This is a genomic window from Pseudomonas sp. BN414, from assembly GCF_029871275.1.
Classification (GTDB): domain Bacteria; phylum Pseudomonadota; class Gammaproteobacteria; order Pseudomonadales; family Pseudomonadaceae; genus Metapseudomonas; species Metapseudomonas resinovorans_C.
On record NZ_SSOL01000075.1, the window covers coordinates 138,067 to 154,350 of the forward strand.

The 16,284-nt window shown below is 63.5% G+C and carries 12 protein-coding genes; 6 read left to right on the plus strand and 6 right to left on the minus strand.

Annotated features, from left to right (window positions below):
* Window positions 1–55: 55 nt before the first annotated feature.
* Genes E8E95_RS23135 through mfd form a run of 3 tightly spaced genes read right to left on the minus strand, consistent with a single transcriptional unit; the run spans window position 56 to window position 6,689 of the window.
* Window positions 56–2,686 carry a DEAD/DEAH box helicase gene (locus tag E8E95_RS23135; protein ID WP_280354191.1) on the minus strand — a complete coding sequence of 877 codons (2,631 nt, stop codon included), beginning with the start codon at window positions 2,684–2,686 and terminating at the stop codon, window positions 56–58.
* Window positions 2,687–2,692: 6 nt separating this feature from the next.
* Window positions 2,693–3,214, minus strand: coding sequence for a CsiV family protein (locus E8E95_RS23140; protein WP_280354192.1), 522 nt, complete (start codon window positions 3,212–3,214; stop codon window positions 2,693–2,695).
* A gap of 34 nt (window positions 3,215–3,248) precedes the next feature.
* Complete coding sequence (gene mfd, locus E8E95_RS23145) at window positions 3,249–6,689, minus strand: transcription-repair coupling factor (protein ID WP_280354194.1); 3,441 nt, start codon at window positions 6,687–6,689, stop codon at window positions 3,249–3,251.
* Window positions 6,690–6,824: 135 nt separating this feature from the next.
* On the opposite strand from mfd, the gene E8E95_RS23150 reads away from it, so the two are divergent.
* The 4 genes from E8E95_RS23150 to sthA all read left to right on the plus strand — a co-directional run bounded on the left by E8E95_RS23150 (window position 6,825) and on the right by sthA (window position 12,414).
* Window positions 6,825–8,291, plus strand: a complete 1,467-nt coding sequence (locus E8E95_RS23150) for a glyceraldehyde-3-phosphate dehydrogenase (protein ID WP_280354391.1) — start codon at window positions 6,825–6,827, stop codon at window positions 8,289–8,291.
* A gap of 94 nt (window positions 8,292–8,385) precedes the next feature.
* Entirely contained in the window at window positions 8,386–9,783 is a 1,398-nt protein-coding gene (locus E8E95_RS23155; protein ID WP_280354195.1) for an amino acid permease, read from the plus strand.
* Window positions 9,784–9,795: 12 nt separating this feature from the next.
* Window positions 9,796–10,800, plus strand: a complete 1,005-nt coding sequence (locus tag E8E95_RS23160; protein ID WP_280354197.1) for an FAD:protein FMN transferase — start codon at window positions 9,796–9,798, stop codon at window positions 10,798–10,800.
* Window positions 10,801–11,019: 219 nt separating this feature from the next.
* Window positions 11,020–12,414 carry a Si-specific NAD(P)(+) transhydrogenase gene (gene sthA / locus E8E95_RS23165; RefSeq protein WP_077525338.1) on the plus strand — a complete coding sequence of 465 codons (1,395 nt, stop codon included), beginning with the start codon at window positions 11,020–11,022 and terminating at the stop codon, window positions 12,412–12,414.
* A gap of 166 nt (window positions 12,415–12,580) precedes the next feature.
* Here sthA and E8E95_RS23170 read toward each other — a convergent pair whose 3' ends face one another.
* The 3 genes from E8E95_RS23170 to E8E95_RS23180 are packed head-to-tail and all read right to left on the minus strand — an operon-like array spanning window position 12,581 to window position 14,190.
* Window positions 12,581–13,303: a glycerophosphodiester phosphodiesterase gene (locus E8E95_RS23170; protein ID WP_280354199.1), complete on the minus strand. Its 723-nt coding sequence runs from the start codon at window positions 13,301–13,303 to the stop codon at window positions 12,581–12,583.
* A 2-nt stretch (window positions 13,304–13,305) separates the two neighbouring features.
* The gene (locus E8E95_RS23175; protein WP_179059999.1) at window positions 13,306–13,596 is read right to left on the minus strand and encodes a phosphodiesterase; all 291 of its coding nucleotides are present in this window, start codon (window positions 13,594–13,596) and stop codon (window positions 13,306–13,308) included.
* Window positions 13,597–13,605: 9 nt separating this feature from the next.
* Window positions 13,606–14,190: a PilZ domain-containing protein gene (locus tag E8E95_RS23180; protein WP_280354393.1), complete on the minus strand. Its 585-nt coding sequence runs from the start codon at window positions 14,188–14,190 to the stop codon at window positions 13,606–13,608.
* A gap of 166 nt (window positions 14,191–14,356) precedes the next feature.
* Between E8E95_RS23180 and E8E95_RS23185 the strand changes: the two genes are divergently transcribed.
* Window positions 14,357–15,607, plus strand: a complete 1,251-nt coding sequence (locus E8E95_RS23185) for a lipoprotein-releasing ABC transporter permease subunit (RefSeq protein ID WP_179059998.1) — start codon at window positions 14,357–14,359, stop codon at window positions 15,605–15,607.
* A complete protein-coding gene (lolD, locus tag E8E95_RS23190) occupies window positions 15,600–16,283 on the plus strand; it encodes a lipoprotein-releasing ABC transporter ATP-binding protein LolD (protein ID WP_280354202.1) in 684 nt (227 codons plus the stop codon). Before E8E95_RS23185 ends, lolD begins: the two co-directional genes overlap by 8 nt.
* Window position 16,284: the final 1 nt, after the last annotated feature.

Sequence of the window (16,284 nt, forward strand, 5' to 3'; positions counted from 1 at the left end):
CGTCGCTTTCCGCAGGCAGGCATCTCGATGTGATGCCTGCCTGCGGTGCCCCGGTTCAGGCGAAGCGGGGCAAAGGGGCGAAGAGGGCGTCGATGTCCTCTTCCGCCAACCGCCAGCCTTCCTTTTCACGGCCGTCGAGAATCCCGCGTGCGAGCGCGGCTTTCTGCGCTTGCAGCAGCTGGATCTTCTCTTCCACCGTTCCGCGCGAAATCATCCGATAGACGAACACGGGCTTGTCCTGGCCGATGCGATAGGCGCGGTCGGTCGCCTGGCGCTCCACCGCTGGATTCCACCAGGGATCGTAGTGGATCACCGTGTCGGCGGCGGTGAGGTTCAGGCCGGTGCCGCCCGCTTTCAGGCTGATCAGGAACAGCGGAACTTCGCCATTCTGGAAGCGCTGGACCGGTGTCCTGCGGTCGCGCGTGTCGCCGGTGATCTGCACGTATTCGATCGAGCGCTTGTGCAGCTCGTCCTCGATCAGCGACAGCATGCTGGTGAACTGCGAGAACAGCAGCACCTTGCGGCCTTCAGCAATCAACTCCTCAAGCATTTCCATCAGGCTGTCGAGCTTGCCCGAGCTGCTGCCGCGCGAGCGTGAACCGCTTTCCTCGATCAGGCGCGCGTCGCAGCACACCTGGCGCAGCTTCAGCAGGGCTTCGAGTATGACGATCTGGCTGCGGGCCAGGCCTTTGCGATCGATCTCGTCCCGGACCTTGTGGTCCATGGCCAGGCGCACGGTTTCGTAGAGGTCGCGTTGGCGGTCGCTGAGCTCGACCCACTGGGTGATCTCGCTTTTGGCGGGTAGCTCGGTGGCCACCGCTTCCTTGCTGCGGCGCAACAGGAACGGCTTGAGGCGGGCGTTGAGGTGTGCCAGGCGGGTGGCGTCGCCATGCTTCTCGATGGGCGTCCGGTAATTGCGCAGGAAGCCCTGGCTGTCGCCCAGCCAGCCGGGCATGAGGAAGTGGAACAGCGACCAGAGCTCGCCCAGGTGATTTTCCAGTGGCGTGCCGGTAAGGCACAGGCGCTGCCGTGCTTCCAGTTGGCGTGCGGCTTGGGCGGCCTTGCTGGCGTGGTTCTTGATGTACTGCGCTTCGTCGAGGATCAGGGCGTGCAGCGGCAACTGGGCGAACTGTTCCAGGTCGCGTGGTAGCAGGGCGTAGGTGGTCAGCAACAGATCATGCTCGGCCATCCGTGCGAAGGCCTTTTTCCGACCCGGACCATGCAAGGCGAGGACGCGCAGGTCCGGCGCGAAGCGTGCCGCTTCGTCCAGCCAGTTGGGGATCAGGCTCGTGGGCATGACCACCAGGGCCGGTCGGTCGAGTCGTCCAGCTTCCTTTTCCAGCAGCAGATGGGCGAGAGTCTGCAGGGTCTTGCCCAGGCCCATGTCGTCGCCGAGGATGCCGCCAGCTCCCACTTCGCGGAGGGTTTGCAACCAGGCCAGGCCTTCCAGCTGGTAATGGCGCAGCTCGGCATTGAGGCCCTTCGGCGGGCTGCTGGGAGCCGTGCTGCTGTCGCGCAGCTTGCGTGCAAGGTCGCGCAGTTCTTCACCACCTTGCCAATGCAGGTCCAGCCCTTCGAGCTGACTCAGGCGGGCTGCATCGGGGCGTGCCAGGCGCAGGCTCTGGGCCGGGTCCTGGTCCCGCTGGTAGAGCTCGCCCAGGGTCGTCAGCACCGGCTTGAGGCGGGCGAAGGGCAGCATCACTTGCAGGGGGCGACCATCCGCCGCGCGGGTGGCATCCAGTTGCAGGCGTAGTTGTTCGTCGTCTTTGCGGCGCTGCAGGTTTTGCGGATCGAGCAGTTCGGGGTTGCGCTGGATCAGGCGTAGCAGCACTGGAAGCAGGCTGATGCGGCGGCCTTCGACGACGATGCCCAGTTCCAGGTCGAACCATTCACGGCCGGGCGCTTCTTCCACTTCGGCATACCAGCCTTCGACCTGGGATAGATCGAACTGGAAGCCCGGACGAATATCGATTTGCCAGCCCTGCTCGCGTAGCGCCGGCAATTGCTCCCGCATGAAGTGCAGCCATTGCTCGTCGCCGGGCAGCTCGAACATCTCCGCGCTGTTGGCGGGCAGCGCCAGGCTCTGCCGCAAGGCTTCCTTGAAACCGTGCTGGCGCAGGGTGTCACGCAGGGTCTGTTCTGCTTTCGGGTGGCGCGCAATGGCCAGTCGTTCGCCATTGCTGCGGTGATGCAATCGCTCCGGTTTCGCCATCTTGCCGTGGGTATGGGCGCCGCCGTAGTCGAACACCAGTCCGGCGCGATGCTGCTGGCTACCGACCATGCGCCCGCTGCGCAGGTCGTACTGGCTCTGCGCGTGACTGCCGAGAATCAGGTGTGGAATGGGTTGCAGGTCGTCCACCAGGCGCTCGGCTGGCGGAGGCGGTGGCTGCCAACCGTCGGCGGGCTGCGCCAGCAGAACGATGATGGCGGCGACGCAGTGCTTGCAGTTGTAGTTCACCGGGCAGCTGCAATTGCCGACCACCCCCAGGCCTTTGGGGGCGAGGCGGATTCGCTGGGTGTAGAAGTGGCCTTCGGAGCCTTCGCAACTGGTTTCGATGGCCTTGTCGCTAAGGCTGAGCAGCCGGATGCGGTCTTCCGTGGAGTATTTGAGGCCACGGGAAAGCGCGCCTGGATCGAAATCCAGGCGCCAATCCAGTTGCCTCAGTTGGTCGAGCAGGGCACTCATGGCGCCTTAGAGCGGGCTGATGCGGATCAGGATGCCCAGGTTGCCGTGGTCGAGGTAGGTGAGCTCGCCATTCTTCAGGCGGGTGCCCTGGCGCAGGCGCTCGCTGCTGCTGATGAGGCCGCTGCCGTCGAACTGGTTGATCCAGAAGTCGGCCTGGGCGTCGACGCTGCGATCGAGGGTGAGGGCCAGGGTGCCTTCGACCGGGAAATGCCCCAGCTGCTGCTCGCCGGAAGTGACCGAAACCTTGTTTTCCATGGCGGACAGGTTCTGCGACCAGGCCTTGTGCAGCAGCACCTCGTAGCCCGCATTGGGGTTGAGCTTGGCTGCTTCGCCATCCAGTGCGGTGCCGCGCTCGCTGCCGGCGATGGACGGGCTGCCTGCCGCCCAGTCGTCCGGAGCCGGCTGGCTGGTGGGGATGGGGTCGCCGGCCTGGCGGAAGATGATCATCTCCACCGAGTAGAGGCCGTCGGCGAAGGCAGCCGGAGCCAGCAGGGCGAGCAACAGGGCGAAGTTACGGATGGCACGCATGGGTTGTTCCTTATAGGGGCAATCATTCCGCAGACTACTGCGGGGTCAGGCGTTCGAACAGGGCTTCAAGGGTGTTGAAACGTTCTTCCGGGCGCTCCATGGGCACCTGGAACTTGAACAGGGTGGCACCTTCGAACTTGTAGCGCTTGGGCTGGCCCTGGATCAGTTTGATCAGCACGAGCGGATCGACACTGGTGGTGGCATCGAACTCGATGCGGCCGCCTTGCGGACCGGCATCGACTTTCTTGATGCCGAGCTTTTCCGCCTGCAGCTTGAGCAGGGTCTGGCGCACCAGATGTTTGGTGGGGTCGGGCAGCAGGCCGAAGCGGTCGATCATCTCCACCTGCAGTTCCTTCAGTCCGTCTTCGTCGGCTGCCGAGGCAATGCGCTTGTAGAGAATCAGGCGTGCATGCACGTCCGGCAGGTAGTCCTCGGGGATCAGCGCCGGCACGCGCAGGTTGATTTCAGGTCCGCCACCCAGTGGCTGCTCCAGGTTGGGCTGCTCACCCTTGCGGATCGCCTTCACGGCACGTTCGAGCATTTCCATGTAGAGGGTGAAGCCGACGGCCTGAATTTGCCCGCTCTGGCCGTCGCCAAGCAGTTCGCCGGCGCCACGGATTTCCAGGTCGTGGGTCGCGAGGACGAAGCCGGCGCCCAGGTCCTGGGCGTTGGAGATGGCTTCCAGGCGTTTCTCGGCGTCTGGCGTCATCTGCTTGCGGGGTGGTGTCAGCAGGTAGGCATACGCCTGGTGGTGGCTACGGCCAACACGGCCGCGCAACTGGTGTAGCTGGGCCAGGCCGAACTTGTCGGCGCGCTCGATGACGATCGTGTTGGCGCTGGGCACGTCGATACCGGTTTCGATGATGGTGGACGCCACCAGCACGTTGAAACGCTTGTGGTAGAAGTCGCTCATCACCTGTTCGAGTTCGCGCTCGCGCATCTGTCCGTGGCCGACGGCGATGCGTGCCTCCGGTACCAGCTCAGCCAGTTCCGCGGCGCATTTCTCGATGGTCGCCACCTCGTTGTGCAGGTAGTAGACCTGGCCACCGCGCAGCAGCTCGCGGAGCAGGGCTTCCTTGATCGCAGTCTTCTGCCGCTCCATGACGAAGGTGCGCACCGACAGGCGACGCGCCGGCGGCGTGGCGATGATCGACAGGTCACGCATGCCCGCCACCGCCATGTTCAGGGTGCGCGGGATGGGCGTGGCGGTAAGCGTGAGGATGTCGACTTCGCTGCGCAGGGACTTCAGCTGCTCCTTCTGGCGCACGCCGAAGCGGTGTTCCTCATCAATGATCGCCAGGCCCAGATTCTTGAAGCGCACATCGCCCTGCAGCAGCTTATGGGTGCCGATGATGATGTCGATCTTGCCTTCGGAGAGCTGCTGCGCCGCGCCTTCCACTTCCTTGGCGGACTTGAAGCGACTCATCACTTCCACGGTCACCGGCCAGTCGGCGAATCGGTCGCGGAAGCTGTTGTAGTGCTGCTGGGCGAGCAGGGTGGTGGGCACGAGCACCGCGACCTGTTTGCCGCTGTGTACGGCAACGAAAGCCGCGCGCATGGCCACTTCGGTCTTGCCGAAGCCGACGTCGCCGCAAACCAGGCGGTCCATCGGCTTGGGGGCCAGCATGTCGGCCAGTACGGCCTCGATGGCGGACTGCTGGTCCGGGGTTTCCTCGAAGGGGAAGCCGGCTGAGAAGGTCGCGTAATCGACCGTCGGGTCCTTGAACGCATAACCCTCGCGGGCCGCGCGCCGGGCATAGATGTCCAGCAGCTCGGCGGCAACGTCGCGGACCTGCTCGGCGGCCTTGCGCTTGGCTTTCTGCCAAGCTTCGGAGCCGAGGCGGTGCAGCGGTGCCAGGGCATCGTCGCTGCCGGTGTAGCGCGCGATCAGGTGCAGGCTGGCCACCGGGACGTACAGCTTGGCTTCCTCGGCGTATTGCAGGGCGAGGAACTCGGCGGCCTGACCTTCGATTTCCAAGGTGATCAGTCCCAGATAGCGCCCCACGCCGTGATCGATATGCACGACGGGTGCGCCTTCGCGGAGTTCCGCCAGGTTCTTGATCATGTTGTCGCCGGCATCGCCGCGGCGTTCGCGACGGCGGCGTTGCATCACGCGCTGGCCGAACAGCGGACTTTCGGCGATCAGTGCAAGGCCGGGGTCGTCCAGCAGCAGGCCTTCATCCAGTGGTGCGATGGTGATGGCCAGGCGCTCGGAACTGGTGACGAAATCCGGCCAACCCTCGACTTCCTGCGGGCGCAGTTTCAGGCGTGCGAGCATTTCCAGCAGCACTTCACGGCGACCGGCCGACTCGGCGCTGAACAGCACCCGTCCGGGGAATTCTTCGATGAAGCGCCGTAGGGCTGCCAGCGGTTCGCTGGCCTTGGCCTGGATCGCGAGGTCAGGCAGGGCGCGGGCAGAGAAGCGCTCGCGGCCGACGCCGGGCTCGACGTCTTCCTGGCTGAGGATCAGGCGGGGCGAACCTTTCAGCCGGGCGAAGCAGTCTTCCACCGGCAGGAACACTTCGGCAGGCGGCACCAGCGGGCGTTCCGGGTCGACGCGGCGTTCCTCGTAACGGTTGCGTACGTCGGTCCAGAACTGCTCGGCTGCTTGCTCGATGCCCGGCAGGGAGAACACCTGGGTATCGGTCGGCAGGTAGTCGAAGAGGGTTGCGGTCTCCTCGAAGAACAGCGGCAGGTAGTACTCGATGCCCGCTGGCGTGATGCCGCTGGCCAGGTCCTGGTAGATCGGGCAGCGGCGGAAGTCGACGTCGAAACGCTCGCGGAAGCGGCCGCGGAAGTCGGTGACCGCTTTCTTGTCCAGCGGGAACTCACGCGCCGGCAGCAGGCGGATGGACTCCACCTTGTCCACCGAGCGCTGGGTTTCCGGATCGAAGGTTCGCAGGGTTTCGATCTCGTCATCGAACAGGTCGATGCGGTACGGCAGGTCGCTGCCCATGGGGAACAGGTCGATCAGCGCGCCACGCACGGCGAACTCGCCATGCTCGTAGACGGTGTCCACGCAGCGATAACCGGCCGCTTCCAGGCGCAGGCGCATCTGCTCCACGTCCAGTTTCTGGCCGACATCCAGCACCAGGCTGGAGCCCAGCAGGAAACGCGTCGGCGCCAGGCGGTGCAGGGCCGTGGTGATGGGGACTACCAATACGCCGCGCTTGACCCCCGGCAGCCGATAAAGGGTGTCGACGCGCTGGGAAATGATGTCCTGGTGCGGCGAAAAGAGGTCGTAGGGCAGGGTTTCCCAATCGGGGAAATGCAGGACGTCGAGGTCCGGGGCGAAGAAACCCAGTTCCTGCTCCAGTCGCTCGGCTGTCTGGCTGTCAGCGGTCAGCAGCAGGGTGAATCGCTTGCCGGCGCTGGCCGCTTCGGCAATGGCCAGGCTCAGTGCGGCACCGGGCAGGTTGCCCCAATGCTGCTTGCCGGCGGCGGAGGGGAGGGGCGGGAGGCGCAATACGGACACGGGCAAGAGGCTCCGGTCGGAAAAAGATCGGCGGATTGTAACTATCCCGACTAGCGGATGTCAGTGTTGGGGCCGCTGCTGATTGCCGGCGCCTGCGTGCGCCGTCATAATGTAGCCCCTTTTTTCATCCCCTACATGTGGAAGGTACTGCCCGTGACTCAGAAGCCCGACCAGTGTCTCGGTGAATGGATCGATCGTGAAGCCCTCGCGGAAGCCATGATTCCGATGATTGGCCAGCTGTATCGCAACAACAATGTTGTGACTTCGATCTATGGCCGTGGCCTGATCAACCGCTCCGTGATCGCCATCCTCAAGGCTCACCGTTTTGCTCGCCACCGCCTGGCGGATGAAGCCGAGCTTTCGGTTCACGAAACCTTCCCGATCCTCAAGGCGATGAGCGAGCTCAAGCTCGGCAGCGCTTCCGTGGACCTGGGCAAGATGGTTGCCAAGTTCAAGGCTGAAGGTAACGGCCGCAGCATCGAGCAGTTCACCAAGGACGAACTGGCCGACGTGGTTGGCAAGCAGAACGGCGGCGCCCGTGAAGGCACCGACGTGGTCCTGTACGGCTTCGGTCGTATCGGCCGCCTGCTGGCTCGCATCCTGATCGAGAAGACCGGTGGCGGCGACGGCCTGCGCCTGCGCGCCATCGTTGTCCGCAAGGGTGCCGACAACGACCTGGTCAAGCGTGCCAGCCTGCTGCGCCGCGACTCCGTGCATGGCCCGTTCGACGGCACCATCACCATCGATGAAGCCAACAACACCATCACCGCCAACGGCAACCTGATCCAGGTGATCTACTCCAACGACCCGGCATCGATCGACTACACCCAGTACGGCATCAAGAACGCCCTGCTGGTCGACAACACCGGCAAGTGGCGTGATGCCGATGGCCTGGGCCAGCACCTGAAGTGCGCCGGCATCGACCGCGTGATCCTGACCGCTCCTGGCAAGGGTGCCCTGAAGAACATCGTTCACGGCATCAACCATGGCGAGATCACCGCTGACGACCGGATCGTTTCGGCCGCTTCCTGCACCACCAACGCCATCGTGCCGGTGCTGAAGGCTGTCAACGACCAGTACGGCATCGTCAACGGCCACGTCGAAACCGTTCACTCGTTCACCAACGACCAGAACCTGATCGACAACTTCCACAAGGGCAGCCGTCGTGGTCGCGCCGCGCCGTTGAACATGGTGATCACCGAGACTGGCGCCGCTACCGCCGCCGCCAAGGCTCTGCCGGTTCTGAAGGGCAAGCTGACCGGCAACGCGATCCGCGTTCCGACGCCGAACGTCTCCATGGCCATCCTGAACCTGAACCTGGAAAAGGCCACCAACCGCGAAGAAATCAACGAGTACCTGCGCCAGATGGCCATGCACTCTGACCTGCAGAAGCAGATCGACTTCGTCTCTTCCCAGGAAGTGGTCTCCACCGACTTCGTCGGCTCCCGCCATGCCGGCGTGGTAGACGCCGAGGCCACCATCTGCAATGACAACCGCGTTGTCCTGTACGTCTGGTACGACAACGAATTCGGTTACAGCTGCCAGGTGGTTCGCGTGATGGAAGACATGGCAGGGGTCAACCCGCCGTCTTTCCCGCGCTAAGCGTATGAAATTGAAAAACGGGAGCTCTCGGGCTCCCGTTTTTCATTTATTGGGTCTGTAATCGGATAACAAGAATCGCTTGGGGATTACCCAGATGGAAGGACACCACCTTCACCAAGGGCCGCTCAAAAGGGGCCTGAAAAACCGCCACATCCAGCTTATCGCGCTGGGCGGCGCCATCGGCACCGGCCTGTTCCTGGGCTCGGCCGGGGTGCTCAAGTCGGCGGGGCCATCGATGATTCTCGGCTACGCCATTGCCGGGTTCTTTGCTTTCCTGATCATGCGCCAGCTGGGCGAGATGATCGTCGAGGAGCCGGTCGCCGGTTCCTTCAGCCACTTCGCCCACAAGTACTGGGGCGGCTACGCGGGCTTCCTCGCCGGCTGGAACTACTGGGTGCTCTACGTCCTGGTGGGCATGGCAGAGCTGACCGCAGTGGGCAAGTACATCCAGTTCTGGTGGCCGGAAGTGCCGACCTGGGTGTCGGCCGCAGTGTTCTTCGTGTTGATCAACCTGATCAACCTGGCCAACGTGAAAGTATTCGGTGAAGCAGAGTTCTGGTTCGCGCTGATCAAGGTCGTCGCCATCATCGGCATGATCATCCTGGGTATCTACCTGCTGGTCAGCGGTGAGGGCGGGCCCCAGGCGGCGGTGGACAACCTCTGGAGCCACGGCGGCTTCTTCCCCAACGGCATCGAAGGTCTGGTGATGGTGCTGGCCATCATCATGTTCTCGTTCGGCGGCCTGGAGCTGATAGGTATTACCGCCGCCGAGGCCAGCGAGCCGAAGAAGGTGATTCCCAAGGCCATCAACCAGGTGATCTACCGCATCCTGATCTTCTACATCGGCGCCCTCAGCGTGCTGCTGATGCTCTATCCGTGGGACAAGCTGCTGGAAACCCTGGGCGCCGCTGGCGATCCCTACAGTGGTAGCCCCTTCGTGCAGATCTTCTCGCTGATCGGTAGCGACACTGCAGCGCACATCCTCAATTTCGTGGTGCTGACGGCAGCGCTCTCCGTCTACAACAGCGGCGTGTACTGCAACAGCCGGATGCTCTACGGCCTGGCCGAGCAAGGCGATGCGCCCAAAGCGCTGATGAAGGTCGACGACCGCGGCGTGCCGGTTCTGGCTATCGGGGTCTCGGCCCTGATCACGCTCCTCTGCGTGGTGGTCAACTATCTGGCCCCGCAGAAAGCGCTGGAGCTGCTGATGGCCCTGGTGGTGGCGGCGCTGGTGATCAACTGGGCGATGATCAGCCTGTCGCACCTGAAGTTCCGCAAGTCCATGCAATCCCAGGGTATCCAGCCGTTCTTCAAGGCCCTTTGGTACCCGGTAGGCAACTACCTGTGCCTGGCCTTTGTGGCGCTGATCCTCGGCGTGATGCTGATGATTCCGGGCATCAATGTTTCGGTGTACGCCATTCCGTTCTGGCTGGCACTGATCGGTGTCTGCTACTACTTCAAGCGCTCTGCCTCGCGGGTCACCGCCCTCTGACGCTTGATTTCGATGACTAGGCTCATCGTGCTGCTCTCGGCCAGCGTCCTGCTGGCCGGGTGTGGCGATCGCCTGGAGCAATTCGGCGGCCCTACCATGGGCAGCAGCTACTCCGTCAGGTACGTGCGCAGCGCGTCCGGCCCCTCGGTGGAGCAGGTCCGCCGCGAGGTGGAAGGCATCCTGGCGGAAGTCGACAGCCAGATGTCCACCTACCGCGCCGATTCCGAAGTGGTGCGCTTCAATGCCTTGCCAGCCGGCAGTTGTACGGCGCTGCCGGGTCCGATGCTGGAACTGGTGTCATTTGCGAGCGACCTGTCGAAGGACAGCGGTGGTGCCTTCGACATGACGGTGGAACCGCTGCTCGATCTCTGGGGCTTCGGCCCGCAGTCCCGCGGCGATCAGGTACCCAGCGCCGAAGCCATCGCCGCTGCGAAAGCCGAGATTGGCCACCAGCACCTGTCGATTCGTGGCCAGGAGCTGTGCAAGGACGCGCCAGTGCAACTGGACTTCAACAGCATCGCTGCCGGCTATGCGGTTGATCGCGTGGTGACGCGCCTCGGTGAACTGGGAGTTGGCAGTGCACTGGTGGAAATAACCGGTGAGTTGAAGGCTGTGGGGCGCAAGCCCGATGGTTCGCCCTGGCGCATCGCTATCGAAGCGCCGCGAGATGATCGTCAGGTGGCGCAAAGGATCATCCAGCTCGATGGGCTCGGCGTTTCCACATCGGGCGACTATCGCAACTATTTTGAGAAGGACGGCAGGCGCTACTCGCACACCCTCGATCCGGCCACGGGAGCGCCGATCAGCCACAACCTCGCGGCGGTAACCGTGGTGGATGAGTCGGTGCTGAGGGCGGACGGTTTGTCCACCTTGCTGCTGGTGCTGGGGCCGGAGGCGGGCCGGGTCTACGCTGAACGCCATGGCATCGCGGCGTTTTTCGTGATTCGCGAAGACCAGGGTTTTCGCAGTCATGGCAGTAGCCGCTTCCGCGAGCTGTTCGACCAAGAGGGCGACTGAGTCCCGGAAGTGTGCCGCGCGTGTGATGTAGTGGATTCAACTCTCGCCTACGACGCGACCAAGCGCTAATGTGCAGCGCCAGGCGGCTGGACTAAGCTGCACGCCAGTTCAAGGTCCCGTCCAGGACCGCCGAAACAGGTTCCGATTTCCGCGGTGTCGACTGCCGCGGACCTTGCCGGGGGCGCCAGAGGGCGCCCCGGCCCGTTATGAGGAGTAAGCATGGCTGTCTACAACTACGACGTAGTGGTGCTGGGTTCGGGCCCGGCGGGGGAGGGCGCGGCAATGAACGCCGCCAAGGCAGGACGCAAGGTGGCGGTGGTAGACAACCGTCCCCTGGTCGGCGGCAACTGCACCCACCTGGGGACGATCCCGTCCAAGGCACTGCGTCATTCCGTTCGGCAGATCATGCAGTACAACACCAACCCGCTGTTCCGCCAGATCGGCGAGCCGCGCTGGTTCTCCTTCCCCGACGTGCTGAAGAGCGCCGAGCGGGTAATTTCCAAGCAGGTCGCGTCACGCACCGGCTTCTATGCCCGTAACCGTGTCGACGTGTTCTTCGGTACCGCCAGCTTCCATGACGAGCAGACCGTGGAAGTGGTGTGCGCCAGCGGCGTGGTGGAGAAACTGGTGGCCAAGCAGGTCATCGTCGCCACCGGCTCGCGCCCCTATCGTCCCGCGGACGTCGACTTCAACCATCCGCGAATCTACGACAGCGACACCATCCTCAGCCTGACCCACACGCCGCGCCGCATCATCATCTACGGAGCTGGCGTGATCGGTTCCGAGTACGCCTCGATCTTCAGCGGCCTGGGCGTGCTGGTCGACCTGATCGATAACCGCGACCAGCTGCTCAGCTTCCTCGACGACGAAATCTCCGACGCCCTCAGCTACCACCTGCGCAACAACAACGTGCTGATTCGCCATAACGAAGAGTACGAGCGCATCGAGGGTCTGGAGAACGGCGTGATCCTGCACCTCAAGTCCGGCAAGAAGATCAAGGCCGACTGCCTGCTGTGGTGCAACGGCCGTACCGGCAATACCGACAAGCTGGGGCTGGAGAACATCGGCATCAAGGTCAACAGCCGTGGCCAGATCAACGTCGACCAGTACTACCGCACCGAAGTCAGCAACATCTTCGCGGCCGGTGATGTGATCGGCTGGCCAAGCCTGGCCAGTGCCGCCGCCGACCAGGGCCGCTCGGCCGCCGGAAGTGCGGTGGAGAACGACAGCTGGCGCTTCGTCGATGACGTGCCGACCGGCATCTACACCATTCCGGAGATCAGCTCCATCGGCAAGAACGAGCGCGAGCTGACCCAGGCGAAGATCCCCTACGAAGTGGGCAAGGCCTTCTTCAAGGGCATGGCGCGCGCGCAGATTTCCCATGAGCCGGTGGGCATGCTGAAGATTCTGTTCCACCGCGAGACCCTGGAAATTCTCGGCGTCCACTGCTTCGGCTATCAGGCCTCGGAGATCGTCCACATCGGTCAGGCGATCATGAACCAGAAGGGTGAGGCGAACTCGATCAAGTACTTTATCAACACCACCTTCAACTACCCGACCATGGCAGAAGCCTATCGCGTGGCGGCGTTCGACGGTCTCAACCGGCTTTTTTGAGCGGCACCGGCCGGGCGCCTGAACCGGCCGGGGAGGACCCTCTCGGCGACACGCGCCTATGGCGCTGGCCGAACCGGGAGAGCTTCTGATCAGGCGACGCCTAAAAGAAAAAACCGGCCCTTGTGGCCGGTTTTTTTCATGGTGGCGAATGAGGCCGTGGCGGGAATCACCGCCTCCCAATGGAGGTGCTGGCCAGGCCAGGGAAGTCGGTGATGATGCTGTCTACGCCAAAGTCGGCAAGACGCCGCATCAGGGCTGGCTCATTGACTGTCCAGACCGACACGTGCAGGCCTTCCTTCTGTGCTTTCAGCAGGCGCTCCGGGGTACAGAGCGTCCAGTTCAGGGCCAGCAGATTGCAGCCGTGGTGCTTGGCTACTTTCAGCGGGTCGAGCCAGGCGTATTCCGCCACCAGCCCGCGCGACAGATTCGGTGTCAGCCGGTTGAGGGCACGCAGGACCTCACGGGAGCTGGAGGTGACGGTCACCTTGTCCAGCAGGCCGTGGCGTTCAGCCAGCTCCTGGATCGCCAGCACGGTCCGCGCTGCGCGAACCCGCGAAGCGCTCTTCACTTCGAGTTGCCAGTGATCGAAGTCGCAGTGTTCGAACAGGCTCGCCAGGCGTGGGATGGGGCAGGGCTGGTGCCAGCCGGGTCCGCCCAGGCGGGCGTCATATCCCTCCAGCTCCCCGGCGTCGTGTTCCGCCACCTTGCCCCGGCGGCCGGTTGTGCGCTTCAGGCTGGGGTCGTGGATTACCATCAGCTCGCCGTCACGGGAGAGATGCAGGTCCAGCTCGCAACGCTTCACGCCATGTGAAAGACAGTGCTTGAAGCTGGCCAAGGTATTTTCCGGGCATTCGCCCTTGGCGCCTCGATGGCCGTAGATCAGGGTCACGTTTATTCCCTTGGTGCTCTGGGTTGATGGTGGCGAACGCTGTCGATGACCTGTCCGCTTTCGAAATAGACCGAGAATTCCCGGTAGTCCCAGCGACTGATCGGTGGCTTGCCTACTGCGGGATGTTCCTTATCGGGAAGGCCGAAGCGTTCCAGTACCGCGCGTTGGCTTTCCCCGCGCACGGGCAGCCGAAGACCCAGGTCGCCTTGCTCGCCAACAGGAATCTCTATGGTTTCCGCGCCTACGGGCAGTGCAAGGAGGAGGCAGGTCAGCAGCAGTCCGGGACGCTTCATGCGGGTTTCTCAGGTGGAAGGAGAGGCGCGTTCACGGGCCTGGCGTCGCTGCTGGGCCTGCTTCTGCAGTATGTGGCGCGCCAGCAACTGGCGCTGGGCGTCGGTCAAGGCGTCGAATTCCGTGCCGATATCGAACCGGCCGTCATCGCGGACCTGGCTGTGGATGACGATGGCGCTCAGCAAAAGGCCAAGCGCCTGCGGCATCAACACCATCTTGATCGCCAGGTGGGTGCCGATTTCGATGGGCTGGTCGCTGGTGAAGCCGAGGCCGCCCTCGGACAGGGTGATCTGGCGTGCCGGGCCGATGTCGCGCAGCAAGCTCTGCGCAAGCGCCTGGCCAAGCAGGTCGATGCGCTTGTTGATGACCTTGAGGTAGTTCGCCAGGGTTCGATCGCGCTCATGGATATGCCGCAGCAGGTGCTGCGATTCGAAGTCCATCAGATGCAATTCGCTAAGCAGTCCGAACAGTTGGGAGCCACTGTCCGCGCCGCTTTCATCAGCTGTTTCGCCCTGTTTCAGCGGGCGAAATTCCAGTGCGATCGTATCTTCGATGCGGTAGTATTCGCGGCGGTCATCCGCGTCTCGTGTCGACATGGCGAACCCATGGCAGCGGTGGTGGTCGAAGAGCTGTTCCGTAATGCAAGTCCGTTTGCGTCGCTCGGAGCGCCGCGACAGACCACGAACAGAATTTGAGTGTAAACGCTGCTCGCCAAGCCCCGCCACAAGGACGTCCCTTCTTTCGCCAGCGAACTTCACTTCCATGTTCAGACCGCTGTCCCTGTACATAGGCGCACGCTACACGCGCGCCAAGCGCCGCAACTACTTCGTCTCCTTCATTTCCCTGACTTCCATGATCGGCTTGGCACTCGGCGTGCTGGTGATGATCCTGGTGTTGTCGGTGATGAATGGCTTCGACCACGAGATGCGCACCCGCGTGCTCGGCATGGTACCCCACGCCACGGTGGAATCCGCGGTGCCGATCAAAGATTGGCGCAAGCTGGCCGAAGGCGTGGCCCGGCATTCGGAAGTGAAGGCCGTTGCGCCTTACACCCAGGTCCAGGGCCTGCTCACTGCCGATGGCAAGGTGCAGAAGGTGCTGGTCAACGCCGTCGACCCACAGGAAGAGCCCAAGGTTTCCATCATCGGTGACTTCTTCCGGGAAGGTAGCCTCGGCGCCCTGAAGCCAGGCGAATTCGGCATCGTCATTGGTGATCGTGCTGCCAGCAAGCTCGGCGTCGGCATGGGTGACAAGGTCACCTTCGTGCTCCCGGAGGTCGCAGTGACGCCGGCGGGCGTCTTCCCGCGGATGAAACGCTTCACCGTGGTCGGCATCTTCCATGTGGGTGCCGGCGAGCTGGATGGTTTCCTGGCCATCGCCAACCTGTCCGACGTCGCTCGTCTCAAACGTTGGCAGCCGGACCAGGTCCAGGGCCTGCGCCTGAAGCTCAACGACCTGTTCCAGGCACCGCAAGTGGCCTGGCAGATCGCCGGCGAACTGAAGGGCGAGGATTTCTACGCCCGCGACTGGACCCGCACGCACGGCAACCTCTACCAGGCGATCAAGATGGAGAAGGCCATGATTGGCTTGCTGTTGTTGCTGATCGTCGCTGTGGCCGCCTTCAATATCATTTCCACCCTGGTGATGGTGGTGACGGACAAGCGTGGCGACATCGCGATTCTCCGCACATTGGGCGCCACGCCCAGGCAGATCATGGGCATCTTCATGGTCCAGGGCACTGTGATCGGGGTCGTCGGCACCCTGATCGGCGGAGTGCTGGGCATCCTCGCCGCGCTCAACGTGAGTGGCGCCATCTCCCTGCTGGAACGCCTCCTGGGGCACAAGTTCCTCAGCGCCGAGGTGTACTTCATCGATTACCTGCCATCCCAGCTGATGGCCGAGGACGTGGTGCTGGTCTGCTCGGCCGCGCTGGTCCTGAGCTTCCTCGCCACCCTTTATCCCGCCTGGCGTGCCTCGCGCACCCAGCCAGCAGAGGCTTTGCGCTATGAGTAACAAGGCAGTCCTGAGTTGCCGCAACCTGGGCAAGAGCTACGACGAGGGCCCGCAGTCCGTCGAGGTACTGTCGGGCGTCGAGTTGGAGCTGCATCCGGGTGAGCGCGTGGCCATCGTGGGCAGCTCCGGCTCCGGCAAGAGCACGCTGCTGAACATGCTGGGCGGGCTGGATACGCCGAGCAAGGGGAGTGTCTGGTTGGCGGGCGAGGAACTGTCCGCTCTCAGTGAAACCGCGCGCGGCCTGTTGCGAAATCGCGCGCTCGGCTTCGTCTACCAGTTCCACCACCTGCTGCCGGAATTCACCGCACTGGAGAACGTCTGCATGCCGCTGCTGATTGGCCGCACAGCAATCGTCGAGGCGCGCAAGCGTGCCACGGCGTTGCTGGAGCGCGTCGGGCTGGGGCATCGCCTGTCGCACAAGCCGGCTGAGCTTTCGGGTGGTGAGCGTCAACGCGTGGCCATCGCTCGTGCCCTGGTCAACAATCCGGGCCTGGTGTTGCTCGACGAGCCTACCGGCAACCTCGACCAACATACCGCGCATGGCATCCAGGAGCTGATGCTGGAGCTGAGCCGCTCCTCGCAGACCGCCTTCCTGGTGGTGACCCATGACCTGCAGCTGGCCCGCCAGATGGACCGGGTGCTGCGCCTCGAAGAAGGCCGACTGGTGGCTGCCTGAG

Bases quoted from the DNA above. Each gene is read 5' to 3' on its own strand.
- E8E95_RS23185 (WP_179059998.1), top strand. From the start codon at position 14,357: ATGTTCAGACCGCTGTCCCTGTACATAGGCGCACGCTACACGCGCGCC.
- E8E95_RS23180 (WP_280354393.1), bottom strand. From the start codon at position 14,190: ATGTCGACACGAGACGCGGATGACCGCCGCGAATACTACCGCATCGAA.
- E8E95_RS23135 (WP_280354191.1), bottom strand. From the start codon at position 2,686: ATGAGTGCCCTGCTCGACCAACTGAGGCAACTGGATTGGCGCCTGGAT.
- E8E95_RS23140 (WP_280354192.1), bottom strand. From the start codon at position 3,214: ATGCGTGCCATCCGTAACTTCGCCCTGTTGCTCGCCCTGCTGGCTCCG.
- E8E95_RS23155 (WP_280354195.1), top strand. From the start codon at position 8,386: ATGGAAGGACACCACCTTCACCAAGGGCCGCTCAAAAGGGGCCTGAAA.
- E8E95_RS23150 (WP_280354391.1), top strand. From the start codon at position 6,825: ATGTGGAAGGTACTGCCCGTGACTCAGAAGCCCGACCAGTGTCTCGGT.
- lolD (WP_280354202.1), top strand. From the start codon at position 15,600: ATGAGTAACAAGGCAGTCCTGAGTTGCCGCAACCTGGGCAAGAGCTAC.
- E8E95_RS23175 (WP_179059999.1), bottom strand. From the start codon at position 13,596: ATGAAGCGTCCCGGACTGCTGCTGACCTGCCTCCTCCTTGCACTGCCC.
- E8E95_RS23160 (WP_280354197.1), top strand. From the start codon at position 9,796: ATGACTAGGCTCATCGTGCTGCTCTCGGCCAGCGTCCTGCTGGCCGGG.
- sthA (WP_077525338.1), top strand. From the start codon at position 11,020: ATGGCTGTCTACAACTACGACGTAGTGGTGCTGGGTTCGGGCCCGGCG.